This window comes from Rhodopseudomonas rhenobacensis (genome assembly GCF_014203125.1).
In the GTDB taxonomy this organism is placed as follows: Bacteria; Pseudomonadota; Alphaproteobacteria; order Rhizobiales; family Xanthobacteraceae; genus Rhodopseudomonas_A; species Rhodopseudomonas_A rhenobacensis.
Map to the genome: position 1 here is coordinate 1 of NZ_JACHIH010000051.1, position 23,871 is coordinate 23,871.

The window sequence follows — 23,871 nt, forward strand, 5'->3', positions numbered from 1 at the left end:
AGCCCCCCCCACCCCCCCCCCGCCCCCCGCGGGGGGGGGGGGGCCGCCCCCCCCCCCCCCCCCCCCCCCCCCCCGCGGGGGGGGGGGGCGCCCGCGTCTCGGCATCACGCGGCGCCCCCTCACCCGGCGCGACAAGCTGCGCTTGTCACGCCACCCTCTCCCCGCACGCGGGGCGAGGGTGCAATTCACGACTTCTCTCCGTCATTGCGAGCGAAGCGAAGCAATCCAGCGCCGTGCGCTCAGCTCCTGGATTGCTTCGTCGCTTCGCTCCCCGCAATGACGTGGAAAACTAAGCGACTATCCACCTCCTCATCGTTCTTAGATCGGTCCTCCCCTTGCCACGCAGCGTCATTCCCGGTTTCGGCCTAGCCTTCGGCATCACCATCGCCTATCTCGGCGCGATCGTGCTGCTGCCGTTGTGCGCGCTGATGCTGAAGGCTTCCGACATCGGCGGCGCGCAATTGTGGACCATCCTGTCGTCGCCGCGCACGCTGTCGTCGATCCGGGTGACCATCACCATGGCGCTGGCGGCCACCGCGTTCAACGCGGTCTATGGCCTGCTGCTGGCCTGGGTGCTGGCGCGCTATCAGTTTCCCGGCAAGCGGCTGCTCGACGCGCTGGTCGACGTTCCCTTCGCGCTGCCGACCGCGGTGGCGGGCCTCGCTCTCACCGCGCTGTTCTCCAAGAACGGCTGGTTCGGCGCCCCGCTCGACGCGCTCGGCCTCAAGGTGGTCTATACCCCGCTCGGCATCGCGATCGCGATGGCGTTCGTCAGCGTGCCATTCGTGGTGCGGACGCTGCAGCCGGTGATCGAGGATCTCGGCAGCGACGTCGAAGAAGCCAGCCGCTCGCTCGGCGCCAGCGATCTGCAGATCCTGACCAAGATCATCTTTCCGTCGATCTTTCCGGCGCTGCTCGCCGGCTGCTCGCTGGCGTTTGCGCGCAGCCTCGGCGAATTCGGCGCGGTGATCTTCATCGCCGGCAACCAGCCGATGAAGACCGAGATCGTGGCACTTTTGACCTTCATCCGGCTCGAGGAATACGACTACCAGGCGGCGGCGGCGATCGCCACGGTGATGCTGCTGATGGCGTTCGTGATGCTGATCGTCACCAACGCGGTGCAGGCCTGGAACCTGCGCTATCTCGGCCGCGGAGGGATGTGATGAGCAAGCCCACGCAGCCGACCAAGACCGACTGGATGGTGACGCCGGTCGGCGCCGGTCCGGTCGCCCGCCGCGTCGTCTTAAGCATCGTCGGCGTCACCACGGCGCTGTTCCTGCTGGCGCCGCTGGCGCTGATCGTCGCTTCGGCGTTCTCGCAAGGCGCCTTAGTGTTCTTCCGCAGCCTCGGCGATCCGGGGACGCTGCACGCCATCAAGCTGACGCTGATCACCGCAGCAATCGCGGTGCCGATGAACATCCTGTTCGGCCTCGCCGCGGCCTGGACCGTGACCAAATTCGTCTTCCCCGGCCGCACCTTCCTGATCGCGCTGATCGAATTGCCCTATTCGATCTCGCCGATCGTCGCCGGCGTGGCGTTCCTGTTCGTCTACGGCTCGCAGGGGCTGTTCGGGCCATTGCTCGAACAGCTCGGCCTCAAGGTGATGTTCGCGCTGCCGGCGATCGTGCTCGCCAGCATGTTCGTCACCGCGCCGTTCGTGGCGCGCGAGCTGATCCCGTTGATGCAGGTGCAGGGCACCGACGAGGAGGAAGCCGCGGTCACGCTGGGCGCCTCCGGCTTTGCGACTTTCGTCCGGGTCACGCTGCCGAATATCCGCTGGGCGGTGCTGTACGGCGCGATCCTCTGCAACGCGCGGGTGATGGGCGAGTTCGGCGCGGTATCGGTGGTGTCGGGCAATATCCGCGGCCAGACCACCACGCTGCCGCTACAGATTGAACTTTTGTACCAGGACTACAACGTCGCCGGCGCCTTCGCCGCCGCCACCGTGCTGACCGCGGTGGCGCTGTTGACCATCGTCATCAAGGCGGCGCTGGAGCGGCTCGCCCGGGTCGAACCGCCGCACCCGTAGCGGTTGGTTCCAGGGGGTCTTCTCAACGGGACGGCTTTGGCGCTAAAAGGCAGCCTAAGCGCCGCTAGGGAGGCGGCGCGCTTGCCCGTTGACCCTGTAAACGGCCGTTCGTGCCGTTTCTTGCTGGAAAATCAAATGAATCGCATCAACGCACACGGCCTCAAGATCGCGCCCGTTCTGTTCGATTTCATCGCTAAGGAAGCAGCCCCCAAGACCGGCATCGAGCCGGATGCGTTCTGGGCCGGACTTTCCGCGATCGTGCGCGACCTGGCGCCGAAGACCCGCGACCTGCTCGCCGTCCGCGACGCGCTGCAGCTCAAGATCGACGATTGGCACAAAGCCAACAAGGGCAAGCCCTGGGACATCGAGGCCTACACCGCGTTCCTGAAAGAGATTGGCTACCTGTTGCCGGAGCCTCCGACCGTCGAGGTCGAGACTAGCAATGTCGACGAGGAAATCGGCAAGATCTGCGGACCGCAGCTGGTGGTGCCGCTCAGCAATGCGCGCTACGCGCTGAATGCCGCCAACGCGCGCTGGGGCTCGCTGTACGACGCGCTGTACGGCACCGACGCGATCCCGCAGGACGCCTCGGAAACCGGCCGCGGTTACAACAAGGCGCGCGGCGACAAGGTGATCGCCAAGGCAAAAGCCTTCCTCGACCAGGCCGCGCCGCTGGCCACCGCCAGCCACACCGACGTCACCGCCTATAGCGTGATCGCCGGCCATCTGTCGGTCAAGCTGAAGAGCGGCAACGCCACCGCGCTGAAGAACGCCGCGCAATTCGCCGGCTTCCTCGGCGATGCCGCAGCACCGACCGCGATCCTGCTGGTCAACAACGGCATGCATATCGAAATCAAGATCGATCGCGCGAGCGTCATCGGCAAGGACGACGCCGCCGGCGTCGCCGACGTTATTCTCGAGTCGGCGGTCTCCACCATCCTCGACATGGAAGACTCGGTCGCCGCGGTCGACGCCGAGGACAAGGTGCTGATCTATCGCAACACGCTCGGCCTGATGGACGGCACGCTCTCCGCCGATTTCGAGAAGGGCGGCAAGACGCTGACCCGCGCGCTGAACGGCGACCGGGTGTACCAGACCGCCGACGGCCGGGGCCTGACGCTGCACGGGCGTAGTCTTCTTTTGATGCGCAATGTCGGCCACCACATGTTCACCGACGCGGTGCTCGACGAATCCGGCGCGGAAATTCCGGAAGGCTTCCTCGACGCCGCGGTCGCCGGCCTGCTGGCGATCCACGACCTCAAGGGCGGCTCGAAGACCCGCAACAGCCGCACCGGCTCGGTCTATATCGTCAAGCCGAAGATGCATGGCCCCGACGAGGTGGCGCTGACGGTCGAATTGTTCGGCCGCGTCGAGAAGATGCTGGGCCTTGCGGAAAACGCCATGAAGGTCGGCATCATGGACGAGGAGCGCCGCACCACGGTCAACCTCAAGGCCTGCATCCAGAATGCCTCGAAGCGCATCGTCTTCATCAACACGGGATTCCTGGACCGCACCGGCGACGAGATCCACACCTCGATGGAAGCCGGTCCGATGATCCGCAAGAATGAGATGAAGGCGCAGCCCTGGATCAAGGCCTATGAAGACTGGAACGTCGACATGGGACTGATCGACGGCCTCCCCGGCCACGCCCAGATCGGCAAGGGGATGTGGGCGGCGCCCGACAAGATGGCCGACATGCTGACGCAGAAGATCGGCCATCCGCAGGCCGGCGCCACCACCGCCTGGGTGCCCTCGCCGACCGCCGCGACGCTGCATGCGCTGCATTATCACCAGGTCGACGTGCTGAAGCGTCAGCAGGAGCTGAAGGCCGGTGGGCCGCGCGCCAAGCTCAGCGACATCCTCACCATCCCGGTGTCGCAGTCGAACTGGGCGCCGGACGACGTCCGCCAAGAGATCGACAACAACTGCCAGGGCATCCTCGGCTATGTGGTGCGCTGGATCGACCAGGGCGTCGGCTGCTCCAAGGTGCCGGACATCCACGACGTCGGGCTGATGGAAGACCGCGCCACGCTGCGGATTTCCAGCCAGCATCTGGCGAACTGGCTGCATCAGGGCGTCATCACCAAGGAGCAGGTGCAAGAATCTCTGAAGCGCATGGCGCTGGTGGTCGACAAGCAGAACGAAGGCGATGCGCTGTACAAGCCGATGGCGCCCGGCTTCGACGGCGTGGCGTTCAAAGCCGCCTGCGACCTGATCTTCAAGGGCCGCGAGCAGCCGAACGGCTACACCGAGTTCATCCTCACCGCGCGCCGCCGCGAAGCCAAAGCGGCGGTGTAATCGCGGCACGCCAACGCAACATGTAAGTCAACACGGCAAAGCCCCGGTCCATTACGGACCGGGGCTTTGTTTTGCGAATCTGTGGTTCGCCGAGAAGCTATTCGAGTTGGCTTGATGCGCTTCAAGATTCCGGGCTGTCATTCCGGGGCGCGAGCCAAAAGCGCGTTCACGCGCGTCTTCGACGCGCGATAGCCGCGAGTGAGCCCGGAATCCATAATCATGACCGGGAGTATGGATTCCGGACTTGCTCGTTCTAACGAACTCGCAATCCGGAATGACAGCCGCATTTGAGTTGGGCGTTTAATCTCAACCGAAAATGCTCAGGCCTAGAATACCGCGAGATATTTCAGCAGCGAAATGACGCCGATGATGATCACGATGATCCGCGCGATCTGCTTGGCGCGACCGTCGAGCGGCAGCATATTGATCAAATAGAGAACCAGGATCACGACCAGGAACGTGATCAAAATACCGATGAGCAGCGACATCACAAAACCCTTCAACGGCTGAGGAGGAGCGTCGCGGTCGCCGTTATCAGCCCGCGCGGATACTAACCGGCGAGCGGCCGATGAGTTCCCGATCGGGAACAGTTCAATCCGAAGCCACCACAGGCAATTGCTGATACCGCGCGCGGATCTGGCTGGAGGCCGGCGACAGCTTCAATTCGCCATGCCGCCGATCGATGCCGCGGGAGACCATCAGGCCGTCGGCGGAGGCCACGATGTCGCCTTTGCGCAGCGTGGGATCCTCGTTGATTTCGACCTTGGCGAGACCGAACTGGTCCTTACCGTTGCAGGTACAGCCCGGGACGATCTCGGTGCGATATTTGAATGCGTTCGGCAATTCCGAATAGGGCTTGCCGTTGTCGGTGGTCGCATTATCGATGGTGCTGCCGTAGACCACCTTGGTGTCGCTGGCGGGGCAGAAGCTGTTGCAACTCTCAGCCTTGCTGGCCTTGTCGGCGCCGGAGATCGGGAAATAACGGCCGTCGCAGCTGCGCACGCAATAGGCCTGGCTGCCGCCGGAATAGGTCGTCCGCGGCGCCGCCGCCCGGCGCGGCCGCTGCTCGTAGCCGCCTTCGCTGGCGAACGGCAGCCGCCCCGGCTGTTCGACTCCGTGCTGCGGCGCATTGAAGGCGCCGCCGAACAGCGCCGAGAAGAAATCGTTCTCGGCGTGGGCGGGCGCCACCGCGCCGATCATCGCGGCAAGGCTCACGGCGCCGGTCGCGATCGCGGCTGTTCTGAGCTTGGTCATCCCACTCTCCTCTGGATCAGTGCAGCTGGATCAGTGCAGCGAGGACGTGGAAATGTTCATCGCCTGGCGACCCAACACGGCAGAGCCGGTCGCAGCCGATCGGGCCGGCTTCGCATTGGCTTCGAAGCGGCGGTCGCTCTTCGGCAGCACCACGACCTTGCTGCCGACGCTGACGCGGTTGAACAGGTCGGCGACGTCGTCATTGGTCAGCCGGATGCAGCCCGAGGAGACGAACTTGCCGATCGTCGACGGATCATTGGTGCCGTGAATGCGGTAGACGCTGGAGCCGAGATACATCGCGCGGGCGCCGAGCGGATTGCCCGGACCGCCGGCCATGAAGCGCGGCAGATAGGGCTGGCGGGCGATCATTTCGGCCGGCGGATGCCAATCCGGCCACTCGCTCTTGCGGGTGATGGTCTGCACGCCGGCCCAGGTGAAACCTTCGCGGCCGACACCGACGCCGTAGCGGATGGCGCGGTTCTGACCCAGCACGTAATACAAATAGGTGTTCGCGGTATCGACGATCACCGTGCCGGCGGCCTCGCGGGTCGGATAGTTGACGATGGTCCGCTTGAACTGCTCGGAGACGGTCGCGCCTTCGTCGGCGGCCACACCGGCCTCTTCGTCGGCCGCGAACGGCGCACCGGCGTCTTGCGGCACGGCGGCGTAGCTCAGCGCCTGCGCTGCGGCCTGATGCGTGAAAGCCGCGGAGCCGGCGATCACCACGGTCGCCAACGCCAGCCGATGGAGCCTGCCAAAGGATGAAGAGAGCTTGATCATGATGCCACCCCGCTATGGTGCATCGCGTCGATGCACGGACACACAACGCGTCGTGTCGCCGCAAGGTTCCTCTTTACCGGAAGCGTAATGGACGTCGCGTCACGAATAGCCGTCAGGAACGGATGATCGCGTCGCCTGTTGACCGCACACCATAGCGACCGTGGACGACCGTCGCCGTTTGGCCGCGCGAACGACCCGGTCATCTCACACGGGGGTCGACATTGCGGGTCATTCAAGCCGAGCCGACGTCAGGCACGCCAGTCCCGGAGAGCGCCGAGCCGACGCCGCCGCTGGTGCGGCGCTCCGAACTGGTCGCCTACACGCTGCTGGCCCTGCTGGTCATCGTCATAGTCGCCGCGCTCTACGTCGCCAAGCCGTTCTTCCTGCCGATCGCCACCGCCTTCGTGGTCGGCACCATGCTGGCACCCGCCGCCGGGCTAATGGAGCGGTTCAGAATTCCGCGGCCGCTGGCCGCGGCGCTGATCGTCGCCGTGGTGTTCGGGGTGGCCGCCTTCATCGTGGCGCTGATTTCCGCGCCGGTGGTGGAATGGAGCAACCGGCTCCCCGAGCTCGGATCTATGCTGAAGGACAAGCTGCACAGCTTGGATCGGCCGATCGCGATGTGGCACCAGCTGCAGAGCTCGCTGGGCGGCATCGACAGCAGCACCGGCCCCGCCATTCAATTCCCGAAAATCGAATGGGTGCAGCCGACCTACGAATTTCTATCGCCGACGCTGACCGAGACGCTGCTGTTTCTGGTCACGCTGGTGCTGTTCATCGCCAGCTGGAAGGATCTGCGCCGCGGCATGGTGATGACCTTCGCCAACCGCGACACCAGGCTGCGGGCGCTGCGGATTCTCAACGAGATCGAGGGCAGCCTCGGCAGTTATCTGCTCACCGTAACCCTGATCAACCTCGGCTACGGCGCTGCGACCGGGATCATCTGCGCGATCGCCGGCATGCCGAACCCGGCCGCGCTCGGCGCGCTCGCCGCGACGCTGAACTTCTTCCCGATCATCGGCCCGTTCGTGATGTTCGTGATCCTGACCGTGGTCGGCATCGTCAGTTTCCCGACCCTGGGCAGCGGCCTGGTGGCGCCGCTGGCTTTCGTCGGCCTCACCTTCGTCGAAGGCCACTTCATCACGCCGACCATCATCGGACGGCGGCTGTCGCTGAATGCCCTGGCGGTGTTCATCGCGCTGGCGTTCTGGACCTGGCTGTGGGGGCCGATGGGCGGCTTCCTCGCCTCGCCGCTGCTGATCGTGGCCCTGGTGGTCAAGGAACACGTGATGCCGGATGACGCGCCGCACCTGCCAGGGTCGGACGCGGAAGCCAAGGCGCAATGACCGGGGCTGAGGTTTGGGAGCTGGCGGCGGCGTTTCGTGAGCTCGCGGCGCGTGCCGCAGGTTTGCCGCAACGCAAAACGCTGCGGAAATGATCCCGCAGCGCGACGTCTCACGGCGGGTCAGGATTAGGTCAGGCAGCGGCCGGGCTGTAGCTGCTTGGCGATGTCGGTCAAAACGCTGACCACCGGCTCGCAGGCCACCATCCGCTTCGGCGCAGCGGCGGCGGCGGGCTGATTGGGCCGCAGCGAACGGGCTTCGCCGCGCCGCTCCGCCGGTACGCGCACCGCGACCGACAGCTCCTGGCCGACGACCTGGAATGAAATGGTGCGGCTGTTGTCGACGCTGCGCGCCGCACCGCCGCGATCGGATTTCGAAGCGCGATTGACCCCGACGCCGGTCGTCTGCGAGACCACAGCCTGATTACGATCTTGATTACGGTCTCGGGTGAGCGCGCCGAGGTCGCTACCCGAAGCCAGTTGGGCGACGCCCAGGCTCGCCGTCACCGCACAAACGCCCAGCACTGCATGGAATATCTTGGCCATCTCGTTGCCTCAGCTCGCGGGTGACGATTGGGGAGGCAACGTGCCCGGGCCGCGCCGGTTCTGCGCAATCACCATCACTTAACCGTGTGACGATTTCTTCCCACCCTGCAGGAACATTCTTCGCCGTCCGGAGTCGTCTCCGCAGAGCCGGTTGTCCCCTGCCCCCATTGACCGGCGCTGTAGGGCGCAGCTGTGGTGATGCCAGCTGCGCCCTACTTCTTATCAGCGGCGATTTTTCTCACCTGCTTCAAATTGCTCGCCACGCACAAAAAGCCGGCCCTGAGTGAAGGCCGGCTTTTTGCTGTCTCGGAAGCCAGAAATTAGGACGCAGCAGCCCGCGGCGCGCGGTTACGCGAGTTGCGCTGGAAGAACAGCGCCTGGCTCGCCACCGCCGACACCATCGCCGGCTGGAACGGCTTGGAAATCAGGAACGCCGGCTCCGGACGCTCGCCGGTCAGGAAACGCTCCGGATAGGCGGTGATGAAAACCACCGGGACCTCGAAGGTCTTCAGCAATTCGTTGACGGCGTCGAGGCCCGAGCTGCCGTCGGCGAGTTGGATGTCGGCGAGGATCAGCCCCGGCTTGCGGGTGCCGGCCAGCGCGATCGCGTCCGCATGGGTGCGGGCGACGCCGATGACGTTGTGGCCGAGATTCTTGACCAGGCTCTCGAGGTCCATGGCGATGAAGGTCTCGTCCTCGATGATCAGCACGTCGGTGGCGATCTCCGCCGCCATTTCCCGGCCGGCGACTTCGGTCAGCTTGCGGACCTCAGCGACGTCGAGCGCCAGGACGAAGGCGACCTCCTCCTCTGAAAAGCCTTCGAGCGACAGCAGCAGAAACGCCTGGCGCGGTAACGGAGTAATGTTGGACAGCCGGCGCTCCGACGGCAGCGGCAGCGTCATCACCTCGGTATCGTCGTTCAGCGCCACCGAATTCCAGATCCGGGTGAACAACCGAAACAGCCCTGCGCGGGCGCCGTGCTGCTCGTCGAGCAGGGTCTGATCCTGCAGCAGCGCCTCCAGCATCGCGCCGACATAGGCATCGCCGGACGCCTGGTTGCCCGTCAGGGCCCGGGCGTAGCGACGCAGTAAAGGCAAATGTTCAGCAACAAGCTGTGATCGAGACATCCCCACTCCATTAATCTAGGCAAAAGCAGATGGCTTTCGCCCCTGAGGTGCATATCTACGTTCCAGGGTCACAAAAGTTCCCGGCCACCGGAACAATGTGGCGGGCTTCGAATTGAACCCCGAGTGGACGCCGCAACGGCCTCAAAAATCAAGAAAATTCCTCGGCATCTGGGGACTTTCACCTTGGGGAAAACATGGAACTGTCATGAAAGATTTCAAGGCTCAAAAGACTGCCGCGCCAGCAAAGCAGGGCGGCCTGAACCCGGAGATCCAGTCCCGCATCGGGCACCAGTTGCGCGCGATGTATGATGACGTGGTTCGCCAGGGTGTGCCCGATCGCTTCGCCGAGCTGATCCGGAAGCTGGATGCCCCGGGTGGATCGTCCTCGGATTTTGGCGACGCGAGCAAAACCGAAGGGAGAGACTAATGCCTCTCACTGATTCACTGCGCGACGATATCCTGGCCGCCGTCCCAAGTCTGCGAGCGTTCGCGATTTCGCTCAGCGGCAATGGCGACCGCGCCGACGACCTGGTGCAGGAAACCCTGCTCCGCGCCTTGGCCAACATCGACTCGTTTCAGCCCGGCTCCAACCTGCCGGCGTGGCTGTTCACCATTCTGCGCAACCTGTTTCGGTCGGATTACCGCAAGCGGCGGCGCGAGGTCGAGGATGCCGAAGGCAGCTATGCCAAGACGCTGAAGTCTCAGCCGGGACAGAACGCCCATCTGGAATTCGAAGAATTCCGGGCCGCGCTCGAGAAGCTGCCGCAAGACCAGCGCGAGGCGCTGATCCTGGTTGGAGCCTCCGGGTTCTCCTACGAAGATGCCGCCGCGATCTGCGGCTGTGCGGTCGGCACCATCAAGAGCCGGGTCAATCGGGCCCGCTCCAAGTTGAGCGCGATGCTGTATGTCGACGGCGCCGAGGATTTCGGCCCGGACGACACGGTCCGCGCGGTGATCGGCGGCAGCGGCGGCTAGCCGTCCACCAGATCGACAGTTGGGAAAAGCGGCCGAGGACGGCCGCTTTTTGCTGTCTTCGTCATGAAGGTTGCAACTACGCGCAACCACACCTCAAAACGCGACCGCGAGCCTATCTGGATTTCCGCGGGGCGTGCAGCGGCGCCGAAATCTGTTCGGTGCGGTCGCGTTCGGTCATATCGACCACGGTTTCCATCGGCGCGGTCACCTCGTAGACGTAGCTGACGTCGGTGAAATAGCGCTTCGCGGTGCCGCCCAGCGCCTCGGGCGCGACCCGATCGAGCAGAATGGTGCCGAAGTCGCTGTCTTCGCGCCGGGTCGCGGCGCTGGTGTTGAACTCTTCCCAGCGGAAATGAAAGATCGCGTCGGCGCCGGTGCCTTCGACTTCCCACTGCGCCACAACGTTCGGATGTTTGCCGACCAGCGACAGCCCTTCGTCGGTGTGCGAGGCCAATTCGAAGAACAGCAGTGACAGCGACTGCGCGGCGCGCGCGCTGACCATGATGTCCGGGCCGTTGACGGCGATGCGTTCGGAATGCGGGATGGCGCGCGCCTCCAAGAGGCCGCGCAGCTTGACGCCTTGCCATTGGCTCTCGGTCAACAGCGACACCACGTTCGACATGGCGTGAATCCGGCCGATCAGCAGGTCGCGCGCGACGTCGACGTCGGAGCCGTGACGCAGCGTGCGGGTCACGATCGACTGGATCACCGCCAGAATGTTCTTCACCCGGTGATTGAGCTCGTCGATCACCGCGGTCAGCCGCCGCTCGAAGCCGATCCGGACCTCGATTTCCCGCCGCAGCCGCAGATTGCTGTAAGCGACGTAGCCGAACAGCCCGCAGATGATGCCGGTCAGTGCGATGCCGATCGCCCCCACCATCGCGGCCATCTGCGGCGCCCGGGCGAAGGAATTCTTCTTGGCATAATAGGCCAGCGTCCAGTCGCGGCCGCCGAACCGCTCGGTGCGTTGCGCCGACGGCCTCGGGGTGACGCCGTCGTGCGCCACGGTTCTCACCGTGACGTCGCCGCGATCGTCGGCGACCAGCTCGGACTCCGCGTTGCGCGGATCGCTCAGTACCACCGAGAATAGCGAATTGTCGTCGTTGGCCAGCATCAGCGGCCCGAGCTCATAGGAAAACGTGACGAAGCCAACCGCGACGTCGCTGCCCTGCTGCAGCACCGGCGCCACCAGCACCAAGCCGATCGGACCGCCGGGATGCAGCAGCTCGGTCGGATCCGAGGCCACCGGCGTGCCGTCGGCCATCGCCCGGGCAAACACCGGACCCAGCACCGGCTGATCGGTCAAACTGCGGCCGACGAAGGCCGAGGTCTCGGCGCTTCGCGGCTCGATGTCCATCAGCACGTCGAGCGGCTTGTCGAGCTGCGCGGCATCCAGCGGCTTGTCGTCGGCGTCGCGAATCCGCGAATTCGGGAAGCCGGCGCCGCTGAGCGCCTGTTGCGCCGCCTCGAATTCCGCCGGCTGCAGCCGGGCCACCCAGCTCGCCACCACAAAATCGGTCTTGAAGGCGTAGATCGAACTGCGTAGCGGCTGCAGCATGTCGGCTTTGATGATCGACGGCGTGCGGAACAGCCCCGACGAGACGCGCCCCAGCAATTCGCGCTCAGTCAACCGATCCTGCACCAGGCTGGCATGGACGTCGATCGCCCGAGCCAGCGCGATGCGATCGATCGCAAATTCCTGCTCGTGGACGCGATACGCCGCGAGCCCTGACAACAGAACCCCGACGATCGCCACCAAGCCGATGATGAATCCCAGCCGAACCACTCGCTTACTCAGCAATCACAAAAAAGGGGCGATCGCCGGCTGTCGGCATGACCGCAACGCGGCGGGACCTGAATGAAGATCCGACAATGAAGGCGCGATCATCCAAACGCAACCCGCGATTGATACCTGGTTAATTTCAGGCCGTAAGGGCCCCGGGGTATGGCAATCGAGCAGCCGGAGAAACGTTCCCGCTAGACCGGGGCGCGCGCCGCGCGCAGACCGCCCTTCGCTTCAATGAAATCGACGATCCGATCGAGTCCCTGCAGGGTCTTCAGATTGGTCATCACGAACGGCCGCTCGCCGCGCATCCGCTTGGCGTCGGTCTGCATTTTGTCCAGCGAGGCGCCGACATAGGGAGCCAGATCGATCTTGTTGATGACCAGCAAGTCCGAGCGGGTGATGCCGGGGCCGCCCTTGGAGGGGATCTTGTCGCCCGCGGCGACGTCGATCACGTAGATCGTGAGATCGGCCAACTCCGGCGAAAACGTAGCAGCCAGGTTGTCGCCGCCGGATTCGATCAGCACCACATCGAGATCGGGGAATCTGCCACGCATGTCGGCGACCGCGGCGAGATTCATCGAGGCGTCCTCGCGGATCGCGGTGTGCGGACAGCCGCCGGTCTCCACCCCGACGATGCGATCCGGCGTCAGCGAACCGGAACGAACCAAGAATTCCGCGTCCCATTTGGTGTAGATGTCGTTGGTGATGGCGGCGATCTGATAGCGATCGCGCATATTCTTGCAGAGCAGATCCATCAGGGCGGTCTTGCCCGACCCCACCGGGCCACCGATACCGATGCGAAGCGGGCCGTGATAATCCGACATGTCAGTTCCCGATCATCTGAGCTAATCGCAGTAGCCCGACGCCCATCGCGGTGAGGCGCTCCGTGGCAAGCCGCGCATATAGAGAGAAACATCCGGACATGCGACGATTGAGGTCTCAATCGCACACTGTTCGCATCAAAGACTCAAGCGGACTGACAATGCAAGCCGCGACAGCCGCGAGCGGCCCCACTGAGCGCTGCCACTCCCTCGCCGCGCGCCGTCAGCTCCTACGGCGGGCTGATCTTGCGCGGGCGCGACGCTAAGCAGCCTCTTGATCGATTGGCCGTAGCGCGATAATTGCTGCAGTTCGCCTCGGGCCCGGCTCGCCGGGCCGCGAGATTCCGCCCACTCATCGGTGGCGCTGTCCCGCAGCGCGGCCCAATTCGTCGATGCTCAGGCTATCAAGGTCATCGTCCCCGTCCCGCCCTCAACTATCCCTGGGCTACCGACTACCTTTATGCCTCGCAAGGCGGATACCGAATTATCCACCGCCGCAGCCTTTCGGGCCGTGTTTGCCTTCATTTTGATTGCCCCATCAGCGAGCGTTGCGCTGAATGATTCGCAAACGGGGAATTAACATGAGTGAGTTGAAACGGGACCGCGACCGGTTCGTAAGGCGAACGTCGACGTCGATCTCCGGTACAGCCGCGGCCAAACCGCGCGTAGAGGCCAAACCGCGCGCAGAGAATGAGTTGAATGGAGCTGAGACGGCGCTGCTGGACGCCGAACTGATCGACCATGATCAGCTGCCGGCCGCGGGCCCCGACGAGGCCGGCGAAACCTCGGAGCGCGCGCAGATCGCCCGCCGCGTCATCGCCTTCCGCGATCACCAGATCCGGCTGCAGCAAGAACGCGAAGCTTACTACGACGCCGTGCTGGCGAAGACTCGCGCCGCACTACGTAGTGATACGGGGCGAATCTGAGCCGGCGCGCCGGCGCCACGGGTTGTTTTGACGCAATTCCGCCCCATCTGACCAACTGATCACTGCGGCTCGCGCAACAACTCAGCGGGAAATGATCGAAAATCCTTTCCGAACGGATAACGGCATTGTGCGATGGAGCGCTGCGCGGCGGCGCCGGAACCGAAAAATGCCGAGTTTGGTATCGAATTGCACGAAATTCCGGTTGAAAATTAGTACCACTACTCGAATTCGGTCCTAATTAGTACGATGGTGCTGGATCGAATATTCAAAATGCATTTGTCGATCCGCAAAGGCTGTAGTAGAAGAACGCTTTGATAAAGGAGCGACTAGTGGCTAAGAAAGCTAAAGCGAAGACCGCGAAGAAGACTGTGAAGGCCAAAGCGGCCAAGACCGTCTCCAAGACCGCCGGCAAGACCGCCGCCAAGACCACGGCCAAGGCGAAGACCAAGCCGAAGATCACCCGCCGCGAATACACCAAGGAAGACGTGAAAGAACTTCGCGCCCACTCCAAGGCGAAGACGCCGGTGGCGAAGATCGCGAAGCTCACCAAGCGTACGGTGGGATCGCTGCGTCAGAAGGCCCTCAAGCTCGGCATCGGGCTCGGCCATCAGCGCTAATGTCTACGGAGGCCTTGTGCCTCCGAAGACTTTGCCTGTCCAGGTATACGTCTGCCAAGTATACGTCTGCTGGTTATACGTCTGCTAGGTATACGTCTGCTAGACCAATGGTCCGCGGCAAATCTTGAACAACGCGTCCGGCGTCAGCTTCGCTTGATCGCCACAGGGCTTGGATTGGGCGAAGCCGCCTTCCTGGCCCAGACTTTGTTGTCGTGAAATGCCGCGCCGCCATGCGGGGCGACCGGATCAGCTCCCGTCAGGACGTTGATCCCGCTCCCCCCGGCATGGGCGTGGTTCGGATGAATCGATTCCGCCACCAACACCCCCTGCCTCACCCCATCGAACAACTTGGCGTTGAGTGTGGTTTCGCCGCGCTGATTGCCGAGCGTCACGGCGTCGCCCTCGGCGACGTCGAGCTTTGCCGCGTCGGCGGGATGCATCAGCACCGTGGGGCGGCCTTCGCGGCTGCGCGACGACGGCGTTTCGGTGAAGCTGGTATTGAGGAAACTACGTGCCGGGCTGGTGGCGAGCCGGAACGGGTGCGCGTCGTCGACCTGTTCGATCACCGCCCAATGATCCGGTAGCGCCGGCATCTGCTGCCACGGCCCGTCGAGCCCGGCATGCGACAGCGCCACCCGCGACCAATCCGCCTTGAAGTGAAATTTCCCGTCCGGGTGCGCGAAGCCGTCGAGGTAGTGCGCGGCACGGAAGTCCGGCTGCAGGTCGCGCCACAGCTCGGCCTGCAAGGCGTCGACGCCGCCGCGGCCGCTGTTCTGCAGCGTCGCGTCGATGATCGCGCGCGCGGTCAGCTCGAATGCCCGGTGTTTGGCATTGAGCCGCGCCGCCAATCCCTGGATCACCTGATGATTGGAGCGGCATTCGCCCGGCGGCTCGATCAGCTTGGCGCCGACCGAGAGGTGTTGATGGCCGCCGCCATAATAGAGGTCGTCGTGCTCCATGAACATGGTGGCCGGCAGCACGATGTCGGCAAGCTGCGCGGTCTCGGTCATGAACTGCTCGTGGACCGCCACGAACAGATCGTCGCGGGCGAAGCCGCGCCGGACCAGCGCCTGCTCCGGCGCGACGGTGACCGGGTTGGTGTTCTGGATCAGCATCGCCTTGACCGGCGGCCCATCGCGCAGCGCCACAGGGTCGCCGGTCAGAATGCGTCCGATCTTCGACTGGTCGAGCCGGCGGGTCGCCGGGTCGATGCTGTCGAGCCCCTCGATCAGCGTCTTGTCGAGGCGCCAGATCGCGCCGTTGTTGAAGAACGCGCCGCCGCCCTCGTATTGCCAGGCGCCGGTGACCGCGGGAATGCACAGCGCCGCATGCATCTGCGCCGCACCGTTGCGGCTGCGGGTGAAGCCATGGCCGAGACGGAAGAAGCTGCGCTTGGTTTGGCCGATCGCCCGCGCAAAGCTCTCGATCTCGTCGACCGGCACGCCGCAGATCGCCGAGGCCCATTGCGGCGTCCGACTGGCGAGATGAGCTTCGAGTTCGTCGGGGCAGTCGGTGTAACGCGCGAGGTAGTCACGGTCGGCGTAGCCGTCGCGGAACAACACATGCATCACCCCGCAGGCCAACGCGCCGTCGGTCCCCGGCCGCAGCAGGATCTTGATATCGGCCTGCTTCATGGTCTCGTTGTCGTAGACGTCGATCACCACGATCCTGGCGCCGCGCTCCTTGCGCGCGCGGGTGGCGTGGGTCATGACGTTGACTTGGGTCGCCACCGCATTGGTGCCCCAGATCACCACCAGGTCGGATTTCGCCATTTCGCGCGGATCGACGCCGGCGATCTTGCCGGTGCCGGCGGCGAAGCCGGCCCGGGCGATGGTCGAACAGATCGTGCCGAAGAACCGCGAGTATTTCTTGACGTTGGCCAGCCGGTTGATGCCGTCGCGCATCACCAGGCCCATGGTGCCGGCATAGTAATATGGCCACACCGACTCCGCGCCGTGGTCGCGTTCGGCCTGGTCGAACCGCATCGCGATTTCGTCCAGTGCTTCGTCCCACGAGATTCGTGCGTATTGCCCGGAGCCGCGGGGGCCGCTGCGTTTCAGCGGATAGAGCAGCCGGTCGGGATGGTGAATCCGCTCGGCATAGCGCGCCACCTTGGCGCAGATCACGCCGGCGGTGTAGCTCTGCTGCTTGGAGCCGCGGACCCGGCCGATCTTGGCCTGGTCGATGACTTCAATGTCCAGCGCGCAGGCTGACGGGCAATCATGCGGACAGGTCGAATGCCGGATGTCGAGGCTCGAGGTCGTGGAGGCCATAGCTCAAGATAACACGCCTGGTCGCCGCAACAAATGGTATCCTAATAAGGACACGCACTCTCCACGAGCAATGACAAGCCGTTAGACCTCCCCCGGGGAACCGGGACGGCGTGGCGAAGGCCGGCAACTCTTGGCCGGCTGCCGAGTTAGCTCGGCGCAAAACATCGGACACCCACCATGCACTCCGCGGCCAAATTCCAGTTCGAGCGCATCATGCAAGAGTATGCGGACTGGCGTGCGGTGGACGCCGACCAGCGCTCGCCGGCGGCCGCGTGGTGGTGGGGCCCGGCATTGGCGCTGCGCGACGATGCCGGCCCGATGCCACCGCAGTTCTGCCGGATGACGGAATTGCCGCTCGGCTCGACTTATGCGAGCGGGGCCGCCGTGCTGAGGGCCGCGATCGCCAAGCAGACAAGGATGCCGTGGCCCGATGACTTCCCGCGAATCAGCCGCCGCGACGAGCGCGAGGACGCCACCGCGACCTGAGGCGAGCCGCGCTTGCGTCCCATCGACGGCGAGCGACGCTTATCGCGACCGCCGCCTGCGCACCGGGACGCGAACCCGCTGCCGTCGCGGCCGCGCCTGGAGATCGCCGATCACCAGTCCGGCAGCACATACGACGAGAACGGACGCGACAGCCGACATCAGCAGCAGATCTAGGGGCATGATTACCTCCTTGTAGGACGGCGGTAATATGCTCCGCCGTGACCACGCCGTTTTGACCCTTATCAAGGTCTTTCGAGTCTATAGCATTTCGCCCGAGATCGCGTCTTCCTTGGCGGCCGGATCCATCTCGATCGGCGTGTTGCTGCGTCCATGCATGATCTTGTTGATCTTCTTGGCGATGCCGGGCTCGCGCGCGATCAGCGCGCGCAGATCGTTGGCGTCCAGCACCAACAGCCGCAGCCGCGACACCGCCCGCACCGTGGCGGAGCGCTCCATGCGCTTCAAAACCGCGCTCTCGCCGAAGAAATGCCCGGGACCAAGGCGAATCCGCCGCCCCTTCTGATCCGGCCCGAGTTCGATCTCGGCCTCGCCCTCGGCGATGAAGTACATCGAATGCGCCACCTCGCCGCGGCGGAACACGATGTCGCCGCGGTCCATCTGACGGGCCTGCAGCAGCTGCATGATGTGGGCGATGTCGCCCGCGGTGAGATGCGAAAACAGCGGCACCCGCGCCACCATGCTCCAATTGACGATGAAGTCGCGGCGGTGGATCACCTCGGAGAAGGCGTTGGCGACGATGCCGACCGGCAGCGCGATCATCACCAGTCCGCCGATGATGGTGAAGGACGCCACCATCTTGCCGAGCCCGGTGGCCGGCACCACGTCGCCATAGCCGATCGTGCTCAGGGTGACGATCGCCCACCACATCGCCTCCGGAATGGTGCCGAACTTGTCCGGCTGCACCTGGCCCTCGATCAGGTGCATCGCGGTGGCCGAGACCAGCGTGGCGCACAGCAGGATCACCAGGCAGGCGCCGAGCGCGCGGCGCTCGCTTTCAAGCACCTCGAGCAGCGACCGCATGCCGGAGGAATAGCGCGCGAACTTCAGCACCCGCAGGATGCGCAGGATGATCAGCACGCGCAGATCGTCGAAGCCGAGCAGCGCGATCCACAACGGCGCCACGGTGAGGAAGTCGACGATGCCTTGCGGGCTCAGCACGAAGGCGCGGCAGGCGGCGAACGGCTTCATCTGGCGGTACGGCAAATGCTCCGGCGCGATCCAGACCCGGATGTAGTACTCGATGCTGAACGCGGCGAGGCTGGTGTATTCGATCCAGCGGAACAGCACGCCGTATTCGGCGCGCAGCTGCGGCACCGATTCCACCACGGTGGTGGCGATGCTGAGGATGATCAGGAAGATGATCGCGCCATTGACGATGCGTCCGGTGCGCGACCCCTGCGGCGCCGACTCCAGGATCTCATAGAAATAACGGCGGGCTCTGGCGTGAAACGCCCGGCTGTCGCGCATTGCCTTGGCCTCGATAGCTCGGAAGGCTGCGCCGCCGCTCCGGCGGCCGTTAAGCCGCCGCCAAGGCGTCGAAGCGTTTCGGATCCAGCACGCGGACCCCGTCCGGAACGATGACGATCAACTTTTCCCGCTCGAGCTTGGTGAAGGTCCGGCTGACCGTCTCGATGGTCAGGCCGAGGAAATCCGCGATGTCCTGGCGTCCCATCGGCAGCATGACGGTCTTGGTCACGCCTTCGACCCGCGCCAGCCGATCCCGCCACCCGACCAGAAACGCCGCCACCTTCTCCTCGGCCGAACGACGCCCGAGCAGGAGCATCTGATCCTGAGCCTGACCGAGTTCGCGGGTGGCGAACTCGTTCATTCTCAGCAACATATGCGGCTTGTTCTCGATGAAACGGGTGAAGGGTCCCTTAAAGAACCGGCAGGTCACCACGGTGCCGATGGCGTCGGCGGAAAAGCTGTAGCGGCTGGTCGGCGCCATGCCGAGGAAATCCCCCGGCAGCGCGAAGCCGATGATCTGACGGCGGCCGTCGGGCAGCAGCTTGTACAGCCGCGCAATACCTTCGGTCAGGCTGTAAACCGAATCGGCGATCTCGTCCTCCGAGAACAACGCCTCTTTCGGCGCGTAGCGGACGTGCTGCGCCATCCGCTCGAATTCCTGATGCTCAACTGGATTGAGCTCGGCGCAGATCGCCAGCGGCCTCACCGCACAATGCGTCGCGCAACGAAACTCTTCACAGGAATTGTTGGGAAAGGCGAGATGCGGCATGCGTTACTCCGGAGTCGGTCTCGTTTGGGCTACAGGTCTCTCTTGCCGCGGCGCCGATTTCGATGGACTTCGAACGATGCCTCAGAATCGCTAATATGTTCGCAGATTGTCAAGACGACTTGACACAGATCAATGCCAATGCGCAACGCTACTTCATGGTCAGATCGGCGCCGTTGACGTCCTTTCAACACCAACCGAGCGGACCCGATGCGGATCGCCTCTGCCTGCTTTGCGATGATCCTGTTAACGACCAGTTGCGCGGTCGCGGCGACGCCGGCTGAGCGACGCGGCAAGTCGTTTGCAAAAGCCCATTGCGCCCGTTGCCATTCGATCGACCAAAACACCGCGAGTCCGCTGGATCGTGCGCCGCCGTTCCGAACGCTGCATCTGCGCTACCCGATCGAAACGCTGGCCGAAGCCTTCGCCGAAGGCATCTACACCGGCCATGCCAAGATGCCGGAGTTCGAACTCGAGCCGCGACAGATCAACGATCTGCTGTCGTTCCTGAAAACCTTGGAATAGCTCTAGAGAATTGCTGCCGTCCACAGCACCAGCTCCTTGGCGACGCTGCCGAACGCCTGGTTGAAGCCGGCCAATGCGGCGAGCGGCTCCGGCTTGCCGACCGGCGCGCTGGCCCGAAATAGCTTCGCCGCCAGCAGTTTGCCGTCCTTGCCGACGATCTTGGCGGAAAACGCCACCTCGGCGGCGAGCTCCGGCGAGCCGGTGATCTCGAAGCTGCGGATGTCGATCAGCAATTGGTGGTCGGCCTGCACCGCGTCGGAAGCGCGCTGCGGCGCGTGGGTGATATCGTAGTTCTCGAAGCTCTGGATCAGCTTCGCCTGGATGAGCTTGGGAATGCTGTCGCTCCATTGGAATCCCGCGAAGGCGGGATAGTCCAGTCCCGGCGCCAGCAGGATCTTCTGGGTGTCGAACATCACCACGAAGCTGGGCTCTCCGATCGCGAGTTGGCCTTTGATCGGCTTGGCCGGCGGTGCAAAGCCGGACGCGGCACGGAGGTCGTACACCACCTTGTTCACCACCGGCTTGTCGGCGCCGGTCATGCGCTCGACCCCCTGCATAATCCCGTCGATCTTGCTGGAGTTACGCGCCAGCGTTTCGGCGAAGGTGCGGATGTCGGCGATCGTCGCCTTCAGCGGCTCGGCGTTTTCCGTCAGAACGGTATCGACCTTGCGCAACGCGTCGCGCGCGGCCTGGGTCATGCTTTGCCCGGCGCCGGGGTCGGCGACCAGCGTCGGCACCGTCCCGGCGGCGGCGAGCTGCGTGCCGCCTTCCAGCGCGATCACCGGGACGCCGGTGAGGCCCTGAAAATCCAGCCCGACCTTGGTGTCGGCGCGCACCGGCGTCGCGGCGTCGACGCCGATCGTGGCGTTGACCTGGCGCGGATTGTCCGGCGCCAGCCCCAGCTCGGTGACCTCGCCGACCCGAATGCCGTTGAACAGCACCGCGGCGCCGACCAGAAGTCCCGGCACCGAGCCGTTGAATTGCACGTGGTAGGTGGTGCGCGCGCCGAGGCCGCTGGTGTTGTGCAGCCAGAACACGAAGCCGAACACCGCGGCGATCGCCGCCAGGACGAAGGCGCCGACGATGATGAAAGGCGCACGGGTTTCCATGATGCCTAGTCCTTTGCTGGTCGCAGCATGCGGGAGCGTTTGCCGTGGAAATAGGCTTTCACCCACGGATGGTCGGATGTCAGCAGGTCGCCCATCGGGCCGATCGCGACGATCTTGCCGTCGGCCAGCGCGGCGACGCGGTCGCACACCGTGTTGAGGCTGGCGAGATCGTGCGTCACCATGAACACGGTGAGCTTGAGGGTCTTCTGCAGGGTCTGGATCAGCACGTCGAAGTCGCCGGCGGCGATCGGGTCAAGGCCGGAGGTCGGCTCGTCGAGAAACACGATGCCGGGGTCGAGCGCCAGCGCCCGCGCCAGTGCGACGCGCTTGGTCATGCCGCCGGACAGCTGCGCCGGAAACTTGTCCCAGTCGTCGGGCGCGAGCCCCACCATCTCCAGCTTGGCGGTGGCGATCTCATCCATCAGCGTTTCGGAGATCGTGAGATTCTCGCGCAGCGGAAACTGCACGTTCTGCCGCGCCGTCAGCGACGAAAACAGCGCGCCCTGCTGAAACAAAATGCCCCAAGCCGAGGCGCTGCGCCGGCGGCCGCCGAGCCCGGGGTCGGCCTCGCGGCCCATCACCTCGATCTCGCCGCTGCGCTTCGGGATCAGCCCGATGATGGTGCGCATCAGCACCGACTTGCCGCCGCCCGACGCGCCGACCAGCCCGAGGATCTCGCCGCGGCGGACATCAAGCGACAGATGATCGATCACCACCTGGTCGCCGAAGCCGACCACAAGGTCGCGGACGCGGATCGCAAATCGTTCGGGCATGTCCATCGCTACATTCCGATCGAGGCGAAGAACACGGCGAACAGCCCGTCAAGCACGATCACGCAGAAAATCGATTTCACCACAGACGTGGTGGTCTGCCGGCCGAGCGATTCGGCGCTGCCCTTGACCCGCAAGCCTTCGCTGCAGGCGACGATGCCGATCACCAGCGCCATGAACGGCGCCTTGATGATGCCGACCTCGAAATGGGTGACCGAGACCGCTTCGTGCAGCCGCGCGATGAAGATGGTCGGGCTCATGCCGCCGTAGAACCACGCCACCAGCCCGCCGCCATACAGCGCCGCCATCGAGCCGAGGAAGGCCAGGATCGGCAGCGCGACGACCAATGCGATCACCCGCGGCAGGATCAGCACCTCGACCGGATCGAGATCCATGGTGGACAGCGCGTCGATCTCCTCACGCATCTTCATCGAGCCGAGTTCGGCGGTGTAGGCGCTGCCGGAGCGGCCGGCCACCATGATCGCCACGATCAGCACGCCGAGCTCGCGCAATACCAGGATGCCGACCATGTCGACCACGTAGGATTCCGCCCCGAACTTGCGGAAGTGAAAGATGCCCTGCTGGGCAATGATCGCGCCGATCAGGAAGGTGATGAGCCCGATGATCGGGATCGCCTGCCAGCCGACGCGATAGATCTGATACACCAGCGAGGTCAGTCGCAGCGAGCGTGGCCGGCGCAGCACGCCGAGCAACGCGTTGGCGAGCGCGCCCAGCATCTGCAGAAAGGCGAACAGGTCCTCGCGCGCGCCCCAGGTGGCGCGGCCGATGTCTTCGAGACGCGCCAGCAGCAGGCTTCCGCGCGCGGCGCCCGACGGCTTGCGGCGATTGACCTGCCGCAGCTGGTCGATCAGCCCGGCGTAGCGGTCCGCCACCCCGACCAGCTCGGCCGGACGCCCTGCCTGCGCCGCGCGCCGCGAGATCTTTTCCAGCAGCCAGGCCCCGAGCGTGTCGATTTCCTGCAATTCGGCGAGGTCGATGGTCAGCGCCTTGGCGTCGCGCAGCTGCGGCGCGATGCCGTCGAACAGATGCTCAAGCGCGGCGGCGTTGACCGCCGTCCATTCCCCGGTCGGCCGCAGTAACAACGCATCGCCGTTGCTGATCGTGTTGAGCAGCGGTTGTGAACTCAAGCGCGTATCCCCTCACGTCGCAAGCTCGGCCGCTGTCCAGGTTGATGCAAATCAATCAGCGCGGCGTTGGCTTCTCCTAAGCTTACGTTGAATCGCAGCCGAATGCGAACTTCGACGCTTGATCGGCGTGCGACGCGAGCAGGCAAGGTAAAGATTGGATTCTGCGATGACCAAGGCCCCGTCCACGGCGATCCTGAATTCCTCGCTGCCGTCGAGTTTTCGTCAAATCAGGCTGGAGCTCGCCCGCGAGCCCGGCCACCCGGAAGGCGAAGCCAATATCGCCTATGTAATGGTCGCGCCGCTCGACGACAATGGCCGCATCGATCCCGAGCAATGGAAGAAGCACCGCGAGGCCTGCCGGGTGGCGCGGCTGCGCCCCGACGAAGACGACCGTCGCGGTCATCTGGTGCATCGCCCCGGCGGATCCTGGGCGTTTCAATACGACATCACCGGCGACACCCGTCCGGACGAAACCGGCTATCACTTCCAGGACGAATGCTTCGTGCAGGACGAATACGTCTCGATCAACGACAGCGGCACGATGCGCACCTTCCGCGTCGTCTCGGTGGCGCATCTGTAGGCCGCGCCGAAAAAGCAGGAGCAAGAACAGATATTTTTGTCATTGCGAGCCGAGGGCGGCGCGCAGCGCCGGCCGAACAGCGAAGCAATCCAGGGGCCTCACGCGTAGCCCTGGATTGCTTCGTCGCAATAGCTCCTAGGAAGAAGCTGATGGCCTGGAGGTCAGGCGGCGGCCTCCGTGATGGGTTGAAGCTGAACGCTGTAGCCGAGTTTTTTGAGGCTGGCG

Annotated in this window: 24 protein-coding genes; 11 read left to right on the forward strand and 13 right to left on the reverse strand. The window is 64.5% G+C overall.

The genetic code is table 11. The annotated features are described in order from the left end of the window. Positions 1 to 335 precede the first annotated feature (335 nt). The 3 genes from cysT (at position 336) to HNR60_RS23130 (ending at position 4,327) form a co-directional block, all read left to right on the forward strand. On the forward strand, positions 336 to 1,163 hold the full coding sequence (gene cysT, locus HNR60_RS23120) for a sulfate ABC transporter permease subunit CysT (RefSeq protein ID WP_184262619.1): 828 nt from the start codon (positions 336 to 338) through the stop codon (positions 1,161 to 1,163). Then, a complete protein-coding gene (cysW, locus tag HNR60_RS23125) occupies positions 1,163 to 2,029 on the forward strand; it encodes a sulfate ABC transporter permease subunit CysW (protein WP_184262621.1) in 867 nt (288 codons plus the stop codon). Before cysT ends, cysW begins: the two co-directional genes overlap by 1 nt. A gap of 135 nt (positions 2,030 to 2,164) precedes the next feature. After that, positions 2,165 to 4,327, forward strand: a complete 2,163-nt coding sequence (locus HNR60_RS23130; RefSeq protein WP_184262623.1) for a malate synthase G — start codon at positions 2,165 to 2,167, stop codon at positions 4,325 to 4,327. Positions 4,328 to 4,653: 326 nt separating this feature from the next. Here the strand turns inward: HNR60_RS23130 and HNR60_RS23135 are convergent, their stop codons facing one another. The 3 genes from HNR60_RS23135 to HNR60_RS23145 form a co-directional block, all read right to left on the reverse strand. Beyond that, the gene (locus HNR60_RS23135; RefSeq protein WP_011474430.1) at positions 4,654 to 4,815 is read right to left on the reverse strand and encodes a Thivi_2564 family membrane protein; all 162 of its coding nucleotides are present in this window, start codon (positions 4,813 to 4,815) and stop codon (positions 4,654 to 4,656) included. A gap of 103 nt (positions 4,816 to 4,918) precedes the next feature. Then, positions 4,919 to 5,581, reverse strand: a complete 663-nt coding sequence (locus HNR60_RS23140; RefSeq protein WP_184262624.1) for a DUF2865 domain-containing protein — start codon at positions 5,579 to 5,581, stop codon at positions 4,919 to 4,921. A gap of 30 nt (positions 5,582 to 5,611) precedes the next feature. Then, positions 5,612 to 6,361: a L,D-transpeptidase gene (locus HNR60_RS23145; protein ID WP_184262626.1), complete on the reverse strand. Its 750-nt coding sequence runs from the start codon at positions 6,359 to 6,361 to the stop codon at positions 5,612 to 5,614. Between the two features lie 221 nt (positions 6,362 to 6,582). Between HNR60_RS23145 and HNR60_RS23150 the strand changes: the two genes are divergently transcribed. Next, the gene (locus tag HNR60_RS23150; RefSeq protein ID WP_184262628.1) at positions 6,583 to 7,707 is read left to right on the forward strand and encodes an AI-2E family transporter; all 1,125 of its coding nucleotides are present in this window, start codon (positions 6,583 to 6,585) and stop codon (positions 7,705 to 7,707) included. Positions 7,708 to 7,832: 125 nt separating this feature from the next. Here the strand turns inward: HNR60_RS23150 and HNR60_RS23155 are convergent, their stop codons facing one another. Both HNR60_RS23155 and HNR60_RS23160 read right to left on the reverse strand, forming a co-directional pair. Next, positions 7,833 to 8,249, reverse strand: coding sequence for a hypothetical protein (locus HNR60_RS23155; protein WP_184262630.1), 417 nt, complete (start codon positions 8,247 to 8,249; stop codon positions 7,833 to 7,835). A 320-nt stretch (positions 8,250 to 8,569) separates the two neighbouring features. Continuing rightward, a complete protein-coding gene (locus HNR60_RS23160; protein WP_184262632.1) occupies positions 8,570 to 9,376 on the reverse strand; it encodes a response regulator in 807 nt (268 codons plus the stop codon). Between the two features lie 205 nt (positions 9,377 to 9,581). On the opposite strand from HNR60_RS23160, the gene HNR60_RS23165 reads away from it, so the two are divergent. Then, entirely contained in the window at positions 9,582 to 9,803 is a 222-nt protein-coding gene (locus HNR60_RS23165) for a NepR family anti-sigma factor (RefSeq protein WP_184262634.1), read from the forward strand. Continuing rightward, positions 9,803 to 10,351, forward strand: a complete 549-nt coding sequence (locus tag HNR60_RS23170; protein ID WP_011474437.1) for a sigma-70 family RNA polymerase sigma factor — start codon at positions 9,803 to 9,805, stop codon at positions 10,349 to 10,351. Before HNR60_RS23165 ends, HNR60_RS23170 begins: the two co-directional genes overlap by 1 nt. A gap of 112 nt (positions 10,352 to 10,463) precedes the next feature. Here the strand turns inward: HNR60_RS23170 and HNR60_RS23175 are convergent, their stop codons facing one another. Continuing rightward, positions 10,464 to 12,137, reverse strand: coding sequence for an HWE histidine kinase domain-containing protein (locus HNR60_RS23175; RefSeq protein ID WP_184262636.1), 1,674 nt, complete (start codon positions 12,135 to 12,137; stop codon positions 10,464 to 10,466). Between the two features lie 191 nt (positions 12,138 to 12,328). Then, positions 12,329 to 12,961, reverse strand: coding sequence for an urease accessory protein UreG (gene ureG / locus HNR60_RS23180; RefSeq protein WP_184262638.1), 633 nt, complete (start codon positions 12,959 to 12,961; stop codon positions 12,329 to 12,331). Between the two features lie 578 nt (positions 12,962 to 13,539). Between ureG and HNR60_RS23185 the strand changes: the two genes are divergently transcribed. Together HNR60_RS23185 and HNR60_RS23190 are read left to right on the forward strand one after the other, a co-directional pair. Then, positions 13,540 to 13,884, forward strand: coding sequence for a hypothetical protein (locus tag HNR60_RS23185; protein WP_184262641.1), 345 nt, complete (start codon positions 13,540 to 13,542; stop codon positions 13,882 to 13,884). A gap of 329 nt (positions 13,885 to 14,213) precedes the next feature. Further along, positions 14,214 to 14,501, forward strand: coding sequence for a hypothetical protein (locus HNR60_RS23190; RefSeq protein WP_184262643.1), 288 nt, complete (start codon positions 14,214 to 14,216; stop codon positions 14,499 to 14,501). Positions 14,502 to 14,644: 143 nt separating this feature from the next. Here HNR60_RS23190 and HNR60_RS23195 read toward each other — a convergent pair whose 3' ends face one another. Beyond that, positions 14,645 to 16,774: a molybdopterin oxidoreductase family protein gene (locus HNR60_RS23195; RefSeq protein WP_184262645.1), complete on the reverse strand. Its 2,130-nt coding sequence runs from the start codon at positions 16,772 to 16,774 to the stop codon at positions 14,645 to 14,647. Positions 16,775 to 16,951: 177 nt separating this feature from the next. Between HNR60_RS23195 and HNR60_RS23200 the strand changes: the two genes are divergently transcribed. Next, positions 16,952 to 17,260 carry a hypothetical protein gene (locus tag HNR60_RS23200; RefSeq protein WP_184262647.1) on the forward strand — a complete coding sequence of 103 codons (309 nt, stop codon included), beginning with the start codon at positions 16,952 to 16,954 and terminating at the stop codon, positions 17,258 to 17,260. Positions 17,261 to 17,518: 258 nt separating this feature from the next. On the opposite strand, the gene HNR60_RS23205 is transcribed toward HNR60_RS23200, so the two are convergent. Both HNR60_RS23205 and aadR read right to left on the reverse strand, forming a co-directional pair. Then, on the reverse strand, positions 17,519 to 18,748 hold the full coding sequence (locus HNR60_RS23205) for a cyclic nucleotide-gated ion channel (RefSeq protein WP_184262649.1): 1,230 nt from the start codon (positions 18,746 to 18,748) through the stop codon (positions 17,519 to 17,521). Between the two features lie 49 nt (positions 18,749 to 18,797). Continuing rightward, on the reverse strand, positions 18,798 to 19,517 hold the full coding sequence (aadR, locus tag HNR60_RS23210; protein ID WP_184262650.1) for a transcriptional activatory protein AadR: 720 nt from the start codon (positions 19,515 to 19,517) through the stop codon (positions 18,798 to 18,800). 207 nt (positions 19,518 to 19,724) lie between these two features. Here aadR and HNR60_RS23215 point away from each other — a divergent pair, with 207 nt between their 5' ends. After that, positions 19,725 to 20,039, forward strand: a complete 315-nt coding sequence (locus HNR60_RS23215) for a c-type cytochrome (RefSeq protein WP_184262651.1) — start codon at positions 19,725 to 19,727, stop codon at positions 20,037 to 20,039. 2 nt (positions 20,040 to 20,041) lie between these two features. Here HNR60_RS23215 and HNR60_RS23220 read toward each other — a convergent pair whose 3' ends face one another. Genes HNR60_RS23220 through HNR60_RS23230 form a run of 3 tightly spaced genes read right to left on the reverse strand, consistent with a single transcriptional unit; the run spans position 20,042 to position 23,066 of the window. Continuing rightward, positions 20,042 to 21,148, reverse strand: a complete 1,107-nt coding sequence (locus HNR60_RS23220; RefSeq protein WP_184262652.1) for an ABC-type transport auxiliary lipoprotein family protein — start codon at positions 21,146 to 21,148, stop codon at positions 20,042 to 20,044. Positions 21,149 to 21,153: 5 nt separating this feature from the next. Next, complete coding sequence (locus HNR60_RS23225) at positions 21,154 to 21,927, reverse strand: ABC transporter ATP-binding protein (RefSeq protein WP_184262655.1); 774 nt, start codon at positions 21,925 to 21,927, stop codon at positions 21,154 to 21,156. A gap of 2 nt (positions 21,928 to 21,929) precedes the next feature. Beyond that, entirely contained in the window at positions 21,930 to 23,066 is a 1,137-nt protein-coding gene (locus tag HNR60_RS23230) for an ABC transporter permease (protein ID WP_184262657.1), read from the reverse strand. A gap of 166 nt (positions 23,067 to 23,232) precedes the next feature. Between HNR60_RS23230 and HNR60_RS23235 the strand changes: the two genes are divergently transcribed. Further along, positions 23,233 to 23,646 (forward strand): hypothetical protein, encoded by a 414-nt coding sequence (locus tag HNR60_RS23235; protein ID WP_184262659.1) that lies wholly within the window; start codon positions 23,233 to 23,235, stop codon positions 23,644 to 23,646. Positions 23,647 to 23,871 lie beyond the last annotated feature (225 nt).